This is a genomic window from Cytobacillus solani (genome assembly GCF_001420595.1).
GTDB classification, from domain to species: Bacteria; Bacillota; Bacilli; order Bacillales; family Cytobacillaceae; genus Cytobacillus; species Cytobacillus solani.
Window position 1 is genome coordinate 1383566 of record NZ_LJIX01000006.1, and the last position, 15848, is coordinate 1399413.

21 protein-coding genes are annotated in these 15848 nt (G+C 36.1%); 9 read left to right on the forward strand and 12 right to left on the reverse strand.

Annotation, left to right across the window (positions count from 1 at the left end):
- The 6 genes from AN957_RS08605 to AN957_RS08630 form a co-directional block, all read right to left on the reverse strand.
- Nucleotides 1-219: a spore germination protein gene (locus AN957_RS08605; RefSeq protein ID WP_053475200.1), complete on the reverse strand. Its 219-nt coding sequence runs from the start codon at nucleotides 217-219 to the stop codon at nucleotides 1-3.
- Nucleotides 220-259: 40 nt separating this feature from the next.
- A complete protein-coding gene (locus AN957_RS08610; RefSeq protein ID WP_053475201.1) occupies nucleotides 260-643 on the reverse strand; it encodes a spore germination protein GerPE in 384 nt (127 codons plus the stop codon).
- 5 nt (nucleotides 644-648) lie between these two features.
- The gene (locus tag AN957_RS08615) at nucleotides 649-825 is read right to left on the reverse strand and encodes a hypothetical protein (RefSeq protein ID WP_053475202.1); all 177 of its coding nucleotides are present in this window, start codon (nucleotides 823-825) and stop codon (nucleotides 649-651) included.
- Entirely contained in the window at nucleotides 822-1442 is a 621-nt protein-coding gene (gerPC, locus tag AN957_RS08620) for a spore germination protein GerPC (RefSeq protein ID WP_053475203.1), read from the reverse strand. The genes AN957_RS08615 and gerPC overlap by 4 nt, the downstream gene beginning before the upstream one ends.
- Before the next feature lie 78 nt (nucleotides 1443-1520).
- Nucleotides 1521-1745, reverse strand: a complete 225-nt coding sequence (locus AN957_RS08625; RefSeq protein ID WP_056683468.1) for a spore germination protein GerPB — start codon at nucleotides 1743-1745, stop codon at nucleotides 1521-1523.
- A 17-nt stretch (nucleotides 1746-1762) separates the two neighbouring features.
- Nucleotides 1763-1984: a spore germination protein gene (locus AN957_RS08630; RefSeq protein WP_053475205.1), complete on the reverse strand. Its 222-nt coding sequence runs from the start codon at nucleotides 1982-1984 to the stop codon at nucleotides 1763-1765.
- A 211-nt stretch (nucleotides 1985-2195) separates the two neighbouring features.
- Here AN957_RS08630 and AN957_RS08635 point away from each other — a divergent pair, with 211 nt between their 5' ends.
- The 4 genes from AN957_RS08635 (at nucleotide 2196) to AN957_RS08650 (ending at nucleotide 7847) form a co-directional block, all read left to right on the forward strand.
- The gene (locus AN957_RS08635; protein WP_056683470.1) at nucleotides 2196-3383 is read left to right on the forward strand and encodes a DUF418 domain-containing protein; all 1188 of its coding nucleotides are present in this window, start codon (nucleotides 2196-2198) and stop codon (nucleotides 3381-3383) included.
- Between the two features lie 54 nt (nucleotides 3384-3437).
- The gene (locus AN957_RS08640; protein ID WP_053475207.1) at nucleotides 3438-4343 is read left to right on the forward strand and encodes a fumarylacetoacetate hydrolase family protein; all 906 of its coding nucleotides are present in this window, start codon (nucleotides 3438-3440) and stop codon (nucleotides 4341-4343) included.
- An 84-nt stretch (nucleotides 4344-4427) separates the two neighbouring features.
- Nucleotides 4428-4775, forward strand: coding sequence for a DUF1516 family protein (locus AN957_RS08645; protein WP_053475208.1), 348 nt, complete (start codon nucleotides 4428-4430; stop codon nucleotides 4773-4775).
- Nucleotides 4776-4925: 150 nt separating this feature from the next.
- Nucleotides 4926-7847 carry a bifunctional diguanylate cyclase/phosphodiesterase gene (locus AN957_RS08650; RefSeq protein ID WP_053475209.1) on the forward strand — a complete coding sequence of 974 codons (2922 nt, stop codon included), beginning with the start codon at nucleotides 4926-4928 and terminating at the stop codon, nucleotides 7845-7847.
- Nucleotides 7848-7952: 105 nt separating this feature from the next.
- On the opposite strand, the gene AN957_RS08655 is transcribed toward AN957_RS08650, so the two are convergent.
- On the reverse strand, nucleotides 7953-8516 hold the full coding sequence (locus AN957_RS08655) for a DUF2777 domain-containing protein (RefSeq protein ID WP_053475210.1): 564 nt from the start codon (nucleotides 8514-8516) through the stop codon (nucleotides 7953-7955).
- A gap of 297 nt (nucleotides 8517-8813) precedes the next feature.
- On the opposite strand from AN957_RS08655, the gene AN957_RS08660 reads away from it, so the two are divergent.
- The gene (locus AN957_RS08660) at nucleotides 8814-10313 is read left to right on the forward strand and encodes an alpha-amylase family glycosyl hydrolase (protein WP_053477483.1); all 1500 of its coding nucleotides are present in this window, start codon (nucleotides 8814-8816) and stop codon (nucleotides 10311-10313) included.
- A gap of 58 nt (nucleotides 10314-10371) precedes the next feature.
- Here AN957_RS08660 and AN957_RS08665 read toward each other — a convergent pair whose 3' ends face one another.
- The 3 genes from AN957_RS08665 to AN957_RS08675 form a co-directional block, all read right to left on the reverse strand.
- Entirely contained in the window at nucleotides 10372-10710 is a 339-nt protein-coding gene (locus AN957_RS08665; RefSeq protein ID WP_053477484.1) for a DsrE family protein, read from the reverse strand.
- Nucleotides 10711-10714: 4 nt separating this feature from the next.
- Complete coding sequence (locus AN957_RS08670; protein WP_053475211.1) at nucleotides 10715-11023, reverse strand: metal-sulfur cluster assembly factor; 309 nt, start codon at nucleotides 11021-11023, stop codon at nucleotides 10715-10717.
- A gap of 119 nt (nucleotides 11024-11142) precedes the next feature.
- Entirely contained in the window at nucleotides 11143-11910 is a 768-nt protein-coding gene (locus AN957_RS08675) for an alpha/beta fold hydrolase (RefSeq protein WP_056683473.1), read from the reverse strand.
- Between the two features lie 226 nt (nucleotides 11911-12136).
- Between AN957_RS08675 and AN957_RS08680 the strand changes: the two genes are divergently transcribed.
- From AN957_RS08680 to AN957_RS08685, 3 genes are all read left to right on the forward strand, one after another.
- Nucleotides 12137-12955: a Cof-type HAD-IIB family hydrolase gene (locus AN957_RS08680; protein WP_053475213.1), complete on the forward strand. Its 819-nt coding sequence runs from the start codon at nucleotides 12137-12139 to the stop codon at nucleotides 12953-12955.
- Between the two features lie 127 nt (nucleotides 12956-13082).
- On the forward strand, nucleotides 13083-13235 hold the full coding sequence (locus tag AN957_RS28030) for a hypothetical protein (RefSeq protein ID WP_162840473.1): 153 nt from the start codon (nucleotides 13083-13085) through the stop codon (nucleotides 13233-13235).
- 1 nt (nucleotide 13236) lies between these two features.
- Entirely contained in the window at nucleotides 13237-13422 is a 186-nt protein-coding gene (locus AN957_RS08685; RefSeq protein ID WP_053475214.1) for a DUF3813 domain-containing protein, read from the forward strand.
- A gap of 41 nt (nucleotides 13423-13463) precedes the next feature.
- On the opposite strand, the gene AN957_RS08690 is transcribed toward AN957_RS08685, so the two are convergent.
- Both AN957_RS08690 and AN957_RS08695 read right to left on the reverse strand, forming a co-directional pair.
- Nucleotides 13464-13874: a Gmad2 immunoglobulin-like domain-containing protein gene (locus AN957_RS08690; protein WP_056683476.1), complete on the reverse strand. Its 411-nt coding sequence runs from the start codon at nucleotides 13872-13874 to the stop codon at nucleotides 13464-13466.
- Nucleotides 13875-13894: 20 nt separating this feature from the next.
- Entirely contained in the window at nucleotides 13895-14725 is an 831-nt protein-coding gene (locus AN957_RS08695) for a YitT family protein (protein WP_056683479.1), read from the reverse strand.
- A 124-nt stretch (nucleotides 14726-14849) separates the two neighbouring features.
- Between AN957_RS08695 and AN957_RS08700 the strand changes: the two genes are divergently transcribed.
- Nucleotides 14850-15710 (forward strand): DegV family protein, encoded by an 861-nt coding sequence (locus AN957_RS08700; RefSeq protein WP_053475217.1) that lies wholly within the window; start codon nucleotides 14850-14852, stop codon nucleotides 15708-15710.
- Nucleotides 15711-15848 lie beyond the last annotated feature (138 nt).

The window sequence follows — 15848 nt, forward strand, 5'->3', positions numbered from 1 at the left end:
TTAGTTATTTCCTACCATAGGCTGATCAACAAGATTCGTATCAAGTACATTGCTTGCACTGAGACCGTTATTGGTAATGATAAATCCCCCAGTATTTCCTGCGCCTGAGCCTGTAATTGACTTTGAACTGCTTTTAGGAGAAATAAAAACGGCATCCCCAAATTGGACAATGCCACTATCAACATTAATAATTTGCACCGGTCCGGTAATTGCTGGCATGGCATACCATCCTTTTTTGTAGGCTTTAGTCTTGTGAATCCTATTTATCATCGGAGTGATTAGATAGAAGATGACGAATATGATCCACTCTCGATTCCATTGAAATATGCTTGGCATTGCCGATTTGTAAAATGGAGGAAGAAGACACACCAATGACATCTATTTTTTGTACTTTTATAATAGGATTTAGCTGTAATGTATTTATTGAGATGGTTTCAGTAATAGGTGGAATAGGGATTGGATCAGTGAAGGTGGAATAAGACTTAAAATCCGCCTCATATCCAAAAAAAGCTTCTGCCTCTCTCTGTATTGCGATCGCACGGGAGAATCCCTGAGTATAGGTTGCATCCCCAATTTCTAGAATAGATGAGAAGGATAAGGTTTCTACTTTTAAATAATTAACAACTGATGTTCGCTGCAGCATAAGAGTCACTTCGGGGTTAAAGGGACAAATGGTCCGATAATTAATGATTCTGCAGGTGTATCAAAGATAGAGGCAAGCTGGATCGTTTGTGTATCTCCAACCATTAGTAGAGATGAACTAGCTACACCAATTACACGAATATCTCCGACACACAAGTCTCTATTGTATACTTGAAAATTCATTCCTTCTTCATTCCTTTCACATGTTCAGGCAAATGGCTGATAAAGGCATGAACACCATTGCGGATTTCTATCTTAAGCTGATTGATCACTTCGTCATTCAAACTGCGATCCTGCCCATGATTTTGATTGGAGGGGTCATCAAATTGTTTTAGATAGTAATCAATTCTGTTTGGCAGCTGTTTTTTTATATCTTCTTTAATGAATGAAATATAGGATTCATCCGCTGGCACATTTAAGCTCATCTGTACCTCAGCAATGATATTTGGTAAATCACTTTCTAAATAGCGATACATTTCATCTTCAATTTCCATTGCTTTTTTCATGAAATTTTTTGGAGAGACTGGTGCATTAATTTTCTGGTTATCAACTGCAAAATCATCGATATTTTCCAAATCATTCGGATTCAAACCAATGTTAAGTGTTCCCTCTAATGTTTCAACCTTGAGCTGATCAAACTTGTAATCAATTCTTTCAATATTTATAGGAGGCCTCTCTTTAAGGGATTTCATTTCTTTTTGCAGTTCACTAATTATTTTTTCTAGGCTTTGAATTCTTCTTTCCTGTGCTTCAATAAAGGAATGCATTCCTTGAAGATAAGAATAAAATTCCTGACTCAAATACACCACCCCCCTTTGTTTAAATATGTCCTCTTCTCGTGGATAAATATCCTTAAACTGTCCACGAGAAGAGGACAGTTAAGTAATGGAAGGAGCAATTAATGGTACGGCTGGAGTAGCTGCTAATTCTCCTGGGGTTGGAACTTCCGCTTCAGGTGCAGGTTCTGTGAAGCCACCTGTGTTATAAAGATAAGAGGCAGGCTTGATAATACCTGAACTGCCAATTTGCAAAACGGAAGAGTTTGAAATTCCTTCGATTCTAATTAAATTGATATGAATGGATTGCTGAATATAATAATTCATAAACATCACCTTTTATATTATGCATTTAACCAAATTCCTTGATCAATATTATCCGAATCATATGTGTTCGTAGTGCTTAAATGATTATATACATTCATCCCATCGCCTGTATTGAAAGAACCAGCACCAGAAAAAGTTTTTGCATTAGAAATTGGCATCATTTTATAAACATCCCCGATGTTGAAAATAGAACTGCTACCGACAGATATAACCTGTGCAACTCCAACAATAGCTGGCATACATGACACCCTTCAAATAAAATGATTATCTTGTTCCAAAAAGAAATCCCATTAAAAAATAGACATCGCTTTTCTTTATCCTATGTGCCTAATAAAAGAATGTGATAATAAAGCCCAATAAAAGTTCAAGTGATGCTGAGAAAAACTAGACAAGATAAAGAGCAATCACCTATGATAAGTTAAATGGCAATATTTAGAAAAGGGGGATTTGATGAATCAATCATTACATTCAATTTCTGAACAGGAAAGAATTATTTCGTTGGATATTATGAGAGGCTTTGCGATTTTGGGGATTTTTCTTGTTAATATGCTAACATTTCACTCTCCGTTCCCTAATTTTGATCCATATGAATGGTGGAGCGGTACTGCAGACCAGGCAATATATACGTTTATTGATATTTTTGTACAGGCAAGCTTTTATACGCTTTTTTCACTATTGTTCGGCTATGGCCTAGTTATTATGTGGGAAAGGTCGAAAATACGGGGGAGTACGTTCGGGTTGATTGGGGTTAGAAGATTATCCTTCTTGCTAATGATTGGGATTCTACATGCATTGTTTATTTGGCATGGGGATATTTTAATCACTTATGCTGTCATGGGATTCCTCTTTCTCCTATTTATTCGCATGAAGGGACGTAATTTAATAATAACGGGGGTCCTGTTATATATTATTCCTAATCTGCTTGTCTCTCTTTTATTATTTGTTAGCTTATTAGTTGCGCCCGCAGAGGAAATCACAATTTACGACCCAGAACAGGCAGAAATGACCTTGCAAGTCTATCAAAATGGCAGCTTTGCTGAAATTATGATTCAGAGAATGAGTGACTGGTATGAAACGAATAATCTTGCAAACGCACCTTTTATGCTTATTTCTATCTTTCCATTATTTTTAATAGGTGGTGGTGCTGCCAAACTAAAATGGCTAGAAAAGCCTAAAGAACATAAAAAATTTCTAACATTGCTAGCTAGTTTGTCATTACTAATCGGGATCATTTTCAAGCTCCTTCCTTATATCTTGGGAAAGAATTTTGCAACAGAGTATGTGCAAGATATCTTTGGGGGACCGCTGCTCGCAATAGGCTACGGAGTGGCAATTGCATTAGCAATTGAGAAAACAGTTTTTTATAAGATCCTTTCTCCTTTATCTTTCGTAGGAAAATTATCAATGAGCAACTATTTGTTTCAATCTATTGTATCAACCTTGATCTTCTATAATTACGGGCTTGGCTTGTATGGGAAAGTTACTGTTGTGACAGGTACAGTGATGGTTGTGCTTATTTATATTCTTCAAATCGCAGTCAGCCGCTTTTGGATTAGCCGCTTTTATTATGGTCCGGTGGAATGGTTATGGAGAAGCTTTACCTATTTCAACTGGCCGAAATGGAAGCGGGAAAACTGAACGATACATGATAAAATAAAATTGAATCAATTATCTGATAAATGAGGTGTTCAAATGAAGTTTGTGACAGCAGAATTAGATGGAGAAGTATTTGTAGGGCTAGTTAGCGGGGATGCAAGAAGAATTCTGCCACTAGGCAAAGCAGCAGAAAAGAAAGATGGAAAGAATGATGTTCCACCTACCATGCAGGAATGCATTGCCTTAGGAGATTCTTTTATTCAAAAGGTTAGTAGCTTACAAGCTTGGGCTGAGAATGGAGAAGCAGATGAACTATTCATCTCGTTAGATTCTGTTAAACTTTTGGCACCAATCCCTAAGCCATCTAAAAATATATTTTGTATAGGCAAAAATTATGCGGAACATGCGATTGAAATGGGCAGTAAGGATGATATACCTGAGCATATCCTGGTTTTTACAAAGGCACCTACGACAGTAATTGGACATAAAGAAACCGTACTAAATCATCAGCACATAACTAAGCAGCTAGATTATGAGGGAGAACTGGCTATTATTATTGGTAAGAAGGGACGAGGAATCAGTAAAGAAAAAGCGCTTGAATATGTCTTCGGCTATACGATTTTAAACGACATTACTGCAAGGGACTTACAATTCCGTCATAAGCAATTCTTTATTGGCAAAAGCTTGGATACTACCTGTCCGATGGGTCCGTGGATTGTTCACTCTTCAAACATAGAAAATCCGAATAAGCTAGATATACAGACAATGGTAAACGGAGAGACAAGACAAAAATCCAATACTGAAAACTTTATATTCCCAATCGAAGAGATCATCTCTGTACTATCCCAGGGAATGACGCTTGAACCTGGAGATATCATTACAACTGGTACACCAGCGGGAGTAGGCAAAGGCTTCAAACCACCTCGTTTCCTGCAGCCAGGAGATGCGATAGAAATCACGGTTGAAAAGCTTGGAACTTTATATAATAAAATTGAACTTTAATCAAACGCCCTAAACCTTAAATTTATGCTTTTTAAGTGTGAATATGGTATGATGTAATCGATTTTAGTTAAGGAGGACTTTAAGATGATACATGCACACATAACAACTTGGGCTTTAACACTGATATTATTCTTCGTTGCTCTTGGATTACATAAAAGCGGGAAGGCAAGAGGCTTGAAAGTCGTACAAATGATTTTGAGACTCTTCTATTTATTAACAATTGGTACAGGCATTTGGATATTAAGCAGCATTAATATTGATATGATGTACGTAATTAAATCTATAGTCGGCATAATAGTAATTGCTGCGATCGAAATGATTATCGTAGGGTTAGTAAAAGGCAAGAGTACGGCAGTTTATTGGATTTTATTTATTATTTCTCTCGCTCTAGTTTTATATTTAGGCTTCATTAAGCTTCCATTAACTTTTTAAAAAGAGTACGAACATGTTAAGGTTTTTTGAAAAAGCTGTCGAAAAGACAGCTTTTTCGTTTTTTTGTCATCCCATAATAGTGATATTTATGTTATTTTTAACATAAGAGAATTGTGAAAAAATTAAACTTTAACTATGGTGGTTCTTCTAATGGCTAAAACAATTACTTGTTTATATGAAAATCATGAGCAGCTAGATCATTTTATCCAATATCATGAGCTCTGTGAATATCCAAATCTTCTTATCCAAGTTTTTTCAAGTAAAATAGATCGGTCTTTTCTTCTTCAGCTGCAAACGGAGTTCAGAAGTATACTACCATTTGCAACGGTAATCGGCTGTACAGGTGCAGGAGGAATTATCGACGGTCAAATGATGGAAAATAAAGCGGTCATTTCTTTTACCATTTTTGAAAAGACAGAACTAAAATCCGTTTTGCTTCATCAAAATGATTATGAAAATAGTTTTGAAATGGGGAAGGATTTCGCCCAAAAGTTAGTGGATTTTGATACGAAAGCGATGCTTATTTTCCCAGTTGGAGCGAATGTAGATGCTCAAAAATTGTTGAACGGTCTTTATGAAGGAAACCCTGAATTAGTTGTAGCTGGTGGATTGGCTGGCGGTAATGAAAGATCGATAGAATCCTATGCTTTTACAGGGGAAGAATTAACCACTCAAGGGGCAGTAGCGGTTGCACTTCAAAGTGACCAGCTCGTTGCCCAAGCTTATAGTAATTATAAATGGCAGGAAATAGGGAAGTCCTTTGCAATTACGAAGGCAAAAGGTACGAATATTTACTCAATCGACCATAAGAAACCTATACAAATTTTAAAGCAATATTTAGGAAAAGGCTTTGTTGATGATCTTCCTGATTCAGGGAATGAATTTCCGTTTATTATGAAAGATAAGGGAGAAAAGGTCCCACTATTTATATTAGATATATTGAAAAATGGAGCTATTCGAGTGAATCGGGAAATAAGGGAAGGGGCAGAAATCACCTTTGCTTACCCAGATATTGAGGGAATTGTTGGAAGCTCGCTAGAAAATATGAAGCAGCTGGCAAAAAAACAAGTGGATACGATTTTTGTTTATGATTGTATGGCCCGAAAGCGATTTGCCCCTGACTTTACAGAAAAGGAATTAGGCATGCTTCAAAGCATTTCCTCTACTAATGGTTTTTTTGCTTATGGAGAGTTAGCTGGAGGAAATACAAAATCACCGCAGTTATTAGGGCATGCATTAACGTATCTAGCTCTATCGGAAAATAGTCAACAAAAACAAATAAATCGTAAACTGACATTTAAATACACGACCCCAGCTTATTTAAAAAATGTTACGGCACTGACTCATTTAATGCAGGCATCACATAATGATTTCTATCTTCTAAATGAAAGCTTAAAGGTATCAGAGCAGTACTATGAATCACTTTTTAATACGAATACAGATCTTGTATTTTCAACAGATTTAAATGGCCAAATTAAAAATGTGAATCCTGCTTTTGAGAAAGCCTTTGGATACAGCAAGGCTGAAATAATTGGAAAATCTGCTATGAAACTCATTAAAAGTGAGGATGTACCGAGAGTAAGAATGCATTTTTCTAAAGCTCTGAAAGGAAAAGAGCAGTATTACAATGTGAATATACAGTCAAGTTCTGGAGAAACCAACCTATTTCAAATAAAGAATATCCCCATCATAGTGAATGATGAATGTGTGGGGATATATGGGATTGGCAGAAATATTACAGAACAAAAAAAAATCGAAGATAAGATAACAGAGCTAGCCTACTATGACCATGATACTGGACTCCCTAATCGGGTAAAGTTTACAGAGCAACTGGAGAATATGCTTTCTCGAGCAAAAAAGAAAAAGCGAATGCTTGCGGTTCTTTCCATTGATATTGACCGTTTTAAACTAATCAATGACAGCCTCGGACATTTTGCTGGTGATATGGTTTTAAAGGAATTAGCTTATCGCATTGAAAAAGCACTTCCGAATGGTTCTTATCTTGGCAGATTTGGCGGTGATAAATTTACTGTTGTTCTATCAAAAGATGTAAATGTAGAGGAAGTAATGAAAGCTTCCAAAATGATTCTTCAGGATATATCAAATCCTGTGGAACATAAAGGACAAGATTTCTATGTCACTGCCAGTATTGGTGTAAGCCTTTATCCAGAGGATGGGCAGGATGAACATTCCCTCTTGAAAAATGCGGACATTGCTACAAATCGATCGAAGAATCAAGGTGGCAACCGGATTACATTCTTCTCAAATGAAATGAATGACCAAGCGATCACAAGGCTTGAATTGGAAAGTTATTTAAGAAGAGCACTACAAAAGAAGGAATTTTATTTAATGTATCAGCCTTTAATTGATTTAGAGACAGGAGAAATATTTGGGAGTGAGGCGTTGATCCGCTGGAACCATCCTAAATTAGGTCTTGTTTCTCCAGCAGATTTCATTCCATTGGCTGAAGAAACAGGATTAATAGAAGAGATTGGCAGTTGGGTGCTAAGAACAGCCTGTATGCAAAATAAAAAATGGCAGCTGCTTGGATATGATAGCATATCTGTATCTGTGAATGTTTCCGCTTTTCAATTCCAGCAGCCCGGGTTTTTGAAGGAAGTAAAAAGAGCATTAAATGATTCGAAATTAGAGCCGCACTATCTAACATTGGAATTAACAGAAAGTACCATGCTGAAGAATGTTGATTACAGCATCGATACGATGAGGTCACTGCAAAAGCTTGGTGTGAAGGTGTCTATAGATGATTTTGGTACGGGGTATTCTTCGTTAAGTTACCTGAAGAATTTACCTATTAATACTTTGAAGATTGACCGTTCGTTCATAAATAATCTTCGTATCAATACGTCTGACATTGCGATCGTTAAAGCTATTATTACAATGGGGCATGGGTTAGCAGTTAAGGTTCTAGCAGAAGGAGTAGAAACGAAAGAACAAATTGAGCTTCTGAAGGAATTAAAATGCCATTACGCACAAGGCTTCTACATTCATAAGCCACTGCTGATAACGGATTTTGAAAAAGGCTTAAAAGATTCAGCGATACTGGAAAATTAAATAAATGAAAAAGGGTTCAGTCAAGCAGAACCCTTTTTTATTTAGTCTCTTTTCTATAATGATATATACTTAAAATAAGTTTGTAGAATTAAAAACAATTTACTTTTAAGAAGATATTTTCTCAATAACCATTCTTTTCCCACTGTTTAAGGTGAATTCGAACCGATCGTTCGTTTTTTCAAAATAACTAAAGTGATGCTGGATATTGCAGATCTGTTCTTGATTATCAAAAACAATAAAGTTCACGCCGCTTTTTCTTTCAGAGGTGGATAGAAAATTTAATTGATTGTAGCAATAAATACAATCGTAAATAGAAAATTTCATGGAATTTAACGTTGTGATAAATTGGAAGAACGCATCATCGTTTATTTCCTCTAGCAGTTTTTCTAATGAGAACACAAGCAGTTTGCGAATACGAATTATATCCTTATCTTTGAGAATCAATACCTCATCAGGTGAAGTGATTTTTCCTTCTTCAAATAGAACGCCTTTTTTCCAGCGTTTCATTCGGTATACTTCCATTTCCTGATGAAGGAATTCATCTAATAATGCTGCCTCTTCCGTTTCTTTATCAAAGAACACCCACTGATCATTAATAAATTCAATTGTCCCTACAGTAAATGCTCGAGTTTGATACTCTATCAGTTTTGTACGCTGCTGTCTATTCATAAAAGACCTCCATTTGTATCCTTCACCATTCTTTTTAGACAGTTTCCATTCTTTTTATAACATTTGCGAGATAAATACCTATTTTTAATAGAGCTCCCTATAGCAGGATATTCTTTTTGCCGATATTCTGATACAAAATGAGAATAGGCATTTGATCCAACATTTGTATTTTTTTGAGTTACAAATGGAGACTTTGTTTGACGATATGGAGAGAAAAGGCTACTCTTAAAGAGTTGTGATCATATGTCTAAGCAAATAGAGGAAGCTTTGATATTGAAGGAGTTGAAGGAGAGAAAGATGAAAAAAAGAGTGTGGACTCTCATCTTCATTCCGTTTCTTCTTTTTTATGCCCTCCCTACAGGAGCAGCTGAAAAGGAAGATCGTAAATGGCAAGATGAAACAATGTATGATGTAATGGTAGATCGCTTTAATAACGGCGATAACAAAAATGATTATGAGGTAAATGTTCAAGACCCTAAAGCTTTTCATGGCGGGGATTTCTTGGGGATTATTAACAAGCTGGATTATATTAAAGATATGGGCTTTACTGCCATTCGGTTAAACTCCATTTTTGATAATGAAGAGAATGGCTATCATGGGAAATGGATTCAAGACTTCTATAAGACCGAAGAACATTACGGCACTATGGATGAATTTAAGAAGCTAGTGAAAGAAGCTCATAAAAGAGAAATGAAGGTTGTCTTAAATTTTGAATTGAACCAAGTTGGGCCAAACCACCCTTGGCAAACAGAAGCTGACAAGAAGGATTGGTTTCGTGAGCAAAAAGAGGATGGACTTCTTTCCTTGAATCAGGATAATCAGGAAGTAAAGAATTACTTAATAGATGCCGCAAAATGGTGGATAAAAGAATCAAATATTGATGGGTATTATTTAGAACGTGCAGATCTTGCATCAGAAAGATTTATGAAAGAATTTGTTAAAGAAATTAAAGGGGCTAAGGATCATTTCTATCTGCTTGGAGAAGTTAAATCTGATGATCCTGCGACCATTGCAAATTTTCAGGAAATGGGCATCGATGGTCTAATTGATTACCCGCTTTCTGAAAATATAAGGCCAATTTTTGATGAGGTTGACAATTCATTAAGTGAGCTCATTACAAATAAGGAAAAATTAATGGCTGTTTACCCAGATCCATACTTAATGGGAAGTGTAATGGATACGGATGATATGATTCGCTTTACTCATAATACAGTTACGAAAAATCAGCATCCTGGACCACGGTGGAAGCTTGCCCTTACTTATCTTTATACGACCCCAGGGATTCCTATTGTTTATTATGGCAGTGAAATTGCATTAGAAGGCGGAGAAGGGGAAGCAAATCATAGGCAAATGGATTTTCGTACAGATAAGGAGCTAATTGATTACATCACAAAGCTTGGAGAACTGCGCGAAAAATATCCAAGCCTTACAAGGGGATCATTGGAACTTTTAGCAGAGGAAAATGAACTTTCTGTTTATAAACGGACCTATGAAGGTGAAACGACAGTCATTGCCATCAATAACTCATCTTCGTCGCAAGATATTACCATCCCGAGTGAGCTACTGGAGGATAATAAAGAGTTAAGAGGCCTCCTTTCTGATGATCAGGTTAAAAGCAGTGAAAAAGGCTATACGCTATTCTTAGATCGTGAAGAGGCTGAGGTGTATATATTAGCTGAAAAGTCTGGGTTAAATATTCCCTATGTCATTGCAACAGTTGTTGTGTATGGAGCGTTTTTAACTTTTATCATTCTGGCTTGGAGAAGATCTAAGAAAAAAAGAGCAAAACAGGATTAAAATTAGAAAAACACACTTGATTTCATAATGAAAAATTCAAGTGTGTTTTTTGTGCATATTAAGAAATAGTTAGTACTTCATATTTTGAGGCCAGATCAATGAAAGAAGGCATCCCGCTAATTTTCCCTGCAACAAGATTTTCTTCAACTTTGTAATAATCAACACAAGTTTTGCATGCTAGCACTTCGACACCTTTATCTTCGAGCTCCTTAAGGTGGACTGAAACAAATGAGTGATCAGTTAAGGTAAATACTCCACGATTCATACAAAAAATGGCTGCAGGCAGATCTTCTCTTTGTTTAAGTAACGTAAAGAAGGTTTCAAGCACGCTTTCACCGAGTTCTTTATCACCTGTGCCAAGCTGATCTGAGCTAACAAGGATTACTTTATTTTTCATCATATTACCTAATCCCTAAGGCGATTTTGGCATACCTAGACATTTTATCCTTTGTCCAAGGAGGATTCCAAACAATATTTACTTCTGTTTCCTTTACTTCTGGTATATCAGTTAATGCACTTTTGACATTGTCAACAATCGTACCCGCAAGCGGACAGCCCATTGAAGTTAATGTCATATCAATGGTAGTTTTTCCTTCTTCATCCATTTTTACATCATAAACTAATCCGAGATTGACAATATCAATGCCAATTTCAGGATCGACAACAAGCTCTAGTGCACTCATAATACTGTCCTTTAAATCCTGATCCAATTGAAAACATCTCCTTCTTCTTTGTGCTTATTTTTATCATAACAAAAATATGGGCGATAATGAATTAAAGTTGTTTTATCGCAGATTAACGGGTTGCCCCCACTGATCGAAGTTTCACTTTATACAAATTGCTCAAACCATTTTACTGTTTGAACCACACCTTCATTGCTGACATTATGCCCTGACTTTTCATCAATAATAAATTTCAATTTTTCTGGTTCATGATGATACAGGGATTGGATGCTCTCATAAAAATGATAAGTATAATTAAAAGGTACGACAGGGTCTTTCTTTCCGTGCCAGAAAAGCAATGGCCGATTTTGTAATTTATTCGTTTGCAAGCTTAAATCAAGTTCTCTTAGCTTCCCCATTAAATGAGTAATCTCATCTTTCTCAATTGGGATAGGTAAGTCATTTTTTTGCATTTCATCTAATTGCCAATGAGCAAACTTTTCATAATAAGGCATGCCCATTAAGCTAACAGCTGCCTTTATCCATGGATATTTTGTAAGTGCACCAAGAGTGACAATTCCACCCATTGAAGTACCAGCGAGTCCGATCCGGGAAGGATCAATAAGCTTCTCCTTTTCAAACGAAGTTTTTAGAATATCAAGTTCTTCAATTGTTTGGAGGACGATATCCCAAAAACGAAAATTCAAATTATGTCCAGACAAGCCTTCATTTCTTTCCCCATGATAAAGCGCTTCAGGGAGAATGACGCGAAACCCTTTTTTCGCCAGCAAGTAAGCGTAATGGAGATTTTTTTCGTAAATGCTCGTAAATCCATGTACAAATAAAATAAGCGGAAGCTCTTCGCCCCATTTTCCATGATCTGCAATATGTAAGATTGGAATTTCCTTAATGATTTTATTTTCAATACTAATCAATTTTAGACCTCCTTTTGTAAAGCGAATCTATAAATTATGTAAAAATAAGTGGAAAAAGTATATTTAGTAACAAAATTTAAATATATTTGTTAACATAGTGTTTATAGAAAAAGTTATTTTCACTATTAATAATTTCCATCATTCATAAGTGTACCATGTAGACTTTTTTTTTCCCAAACCTTTACACTTAGAATAGAAAAATTCGTACAAAGCAGGTGTTCATATTATGGCTGAAAAACATTTAATTGCATTAGATTTAGATGGAACATTGTTGAAGGATGATAAAACCATCTCGAAAAAGACAAAGGATGTCATTCAAAAAGCTCGTGAACAAGGTCATATCGTTATGATTGCTACTGGAAGACCATTCAGGTCCAGCGAGATGTATTATAGAGAAATGAATCTTGATACGCCAATTGTAAATTTTAATGGTGCTTTTACTCATCATCCAAAGGATCCTAACTGGGGCATCTATCATTCTCCGCTGGAAGTGAATATTGCGAAAGATATAGTAGAGGCATGCAGTTCATTTCAATTCCACAATATCATTGCAGAGGTCATCGATGATGTATACATTCATTATCATGATGAAAAGCTGCTTGATATTTTTAGCTTAGGGAATCCCAACATTACAACGGGTGATATTCGAAATTTTTTAAAGGCATCACCAACAAGCATGCTCATTCACACAGATGAAGAGCATGTGAAAACGATCCGTGACCACCTTTCAGCTGTACATGCTGAGGTTATCGACCACCGGAGCTGGGCTGCCCCGTTTCATGTGATAGAGATTGTAAAGACTGGCTTGAATAAAGCAGTAGGGCTTAAAAGAGCTGCAGATTATTTCCAAATACCTTCTGAAAGAATTATTGCCTTTGGGGATGAAGACAATGATCTTGAAATGCTTGATTATGCAGGCTTCGGCGTAGCGATGGGGAACGCCATCGACTTAGTAAAAACAACGGCAAATGAATCCACACTGACAAATGAAGAAGATGGTGTTGGCGTCTATTTAAATGAATTATTAAATTTAAAGATGTTTTGATATCCTTCTGCCGTTTTTTCTCAAAACGGTTAAATGATTCCCTTTTTAAACGAGAAGACATTGCACATACTATAAAACGAAACAGTTGGTAGCTGTTTCAACATTTCTTCATTTGGAGGGGATTCGATTGGGTAAACGTACGAAATCGAAGCGCTTTGTACAGCAAGGAGTAGATTCTGTTACTAAGCACGCAGAACGTATCCCGTATCACATGACATATGCTGAAGCTGAAGCTGAAAAGTTAAAGAATGTGAAAGAATCTTCTCTTGGAGGAATATAAAATGGGCAATAGACTGTTTCAAGAAGCAAGACGTTTGGTTGAACAAACGAAAAATGTTGAACCAGTCGATCAGCAGCAACGGATCATTAGCGCTCAAAATGCTTTAAGTTCTGCATTCGCAAATGCAACTAGAGCAGAGCAGGCACAGCTCAGTGAGATGCAGATGGATCTGGATGAATTGAAATAAAGGAGAAAAGCTGACATTTGATGTGTCAGCTTTTCTCTATTTTATTGAGTGGGCATTTGTACTAATACGATCGGATACGTATTTGATTTTTGATTTTTGTCGTTTTTTTCAAACAAATAAAGGATGATCGTTCCATTTTCAGGAATATCTTCTTTCTGGAGTATAAGTTTAAACGAGAATTTAGCCCATTGCGAGTGACTAGTGTTTACATTCTGCTTTTTTTCAGAAATCAGTTCATTATGGCCATCTTCAACAATATAATAGAATTCTTTCTTATTTGAACGGATTTCACCTGTTACCTCAAATACTCCATTTTCCCCCGATGCCTCAACCTTTCTAAATACATCACTTTTTATGGAATCACCAGCAATTTGAGGAAACTCTTTACTGTCTGCATGAAAAGGCTGTACATGCATTAAGCTGATTATAATAGAAACCAATAGCATTCGCATAATATCCCTCCAAAGAGTTTTTAATCCTTGCGAAAGGAACCAAAAATACCAACCGTTTGTACAATATTAGTAAAAGCATGTGGATCTATTTCTTTAATTATTCTTTCAAGTTCAAATAATTCATAACGAGTGATCACAACAATCATCATTTCCTTGCTTTCATTTGAAAAAGCTCCTTTTGCTGGTACAGTAGTTATACCCCGAATGAGCCTCTCATGAATCATTTTTTTCATTTCCTCTGATTTATTTGTAATAATCATTGCAGTAACCTTTACGTGTCTTGTATGGATCGCATCAATTACCCTTGTTGAGGCATACAAGGTTACAATCGTATATAATGCTTTCTCCCATCCGTATAGAGCACCTGCTGTAATAATAATGATCGAATTTAGCGTAAAAAAATATGTCCCGATAGGTTTGTCTTTCATGCGAGAAAGGACCATAGTAATAATATCCATTCCACCTGTTGACGCTCCCCATTTTAAAGTCATGCCGACCCCAACGGCTGCAATGACTCCGCCAAATACTGCATTTAATAAAATATCCTCTGAAAAGTGCTTAATAGGGATTATTTCCAAAAAGAATGACATTGCAAAAACACTAATAAAACTATAAAGGGTAAATGATTTTCCTACTTCCCGCCATCCGAGTATTGTAACGGGAATATTTAATAGGAAGAGAAGAACACCTGTTGAAGCGTGACCACCAAGAATACTTGATAATAGCTGAGCTACTCCAGTGAATCCGCTAGCATAAATATTTGCTGGGATAAGAAAGAAATTCATAGAAATTGCACCTAATAGTGCACCAATAAGCACAACAAATATCTTTTTAGCTTCAATCAAAACCAAAATAGACCCTCCCAGTTTTTTTTTGTTGGCATTATTTCAACTGCCGAGTAATTTTCGTTGTCTTTTTTTTCTAATTTATATACACTTAAAGAATATATATTGTTTGGAAAGCAGGTGAATTAGGATGTCGGTGAAAATATTGACAGACAGCGCAAGTGATCTGCCGCTAAGCTTTTATGAAGAAAATAATGTTACGCTATTGCCGTTAAAAGTTCACTTAGATGATACTGAATATGTAGACCTATTAACAATTGATTCAAAAAAGGTCTATCAAGCGATTCGTGAGGGAAAGGTTCCAAAGACTTCTCAAGTGTCACCTCAAGTCTTTGAGGAAGCATTTACAAAAATGGCTGAAAACGGTGAAGATGGGATTTATATCGCATTTTCTTCTGAATTATCAGGGACCTACCAAACAGCAGTCATGATGCTAGATCAGGTAAAAGAAGCTTATCCAGATTTTAAGTTAACAATCATTGATACAAAATGTGCTTCACTAGGCTTTGGCCTTATTGTTAAAGAAGCAGCAAGACTAGCTAAAGAAAATACTACCAAGGAAGATATTTTAAAGGATATCGAATTCCGCTGTCAGCACATGGAGCATTTATTTACAGTTCATGATCTTGACTATCTTGCTAAAGGTGGACGTGTTTCAAGAGCATCTGCATTTCTCGGAGGTCTTTTGAACATTAAGCCATTATTAAATGTTGAAGATGGAAAGCTTGTTCCGATCGAAAAGCACCGAGGAAAAAAGAAACTTCTACGCCGTATTATTGAAATAATGAAAGAAAGAGGTCAATCATTAGATCAACAAATAATTGGCATAAGCCATGCGGACGACGAAGAAACAGCAATAGAAATGAAAGAACTTATTAAACAGGAATTTAATACAAAAGAGTTTTATATTTCTTCCATTGGCTCAGCAATTGGTTCGCATACTGGTTCTGGAACAATCGCCATATTTTTTCTTAATAAAGTGCAATCATAATACTATTTCTTAAGCAATCGGATCTGCCGATTGCTTTTTCATTTCCCACATTTAATCTTACATACTCCTTTTCATTTTACAGACACTAACATGTAGCAGCTCTCTTCAAGAAGGCTGAAATTTTGAATTAAATGGAAG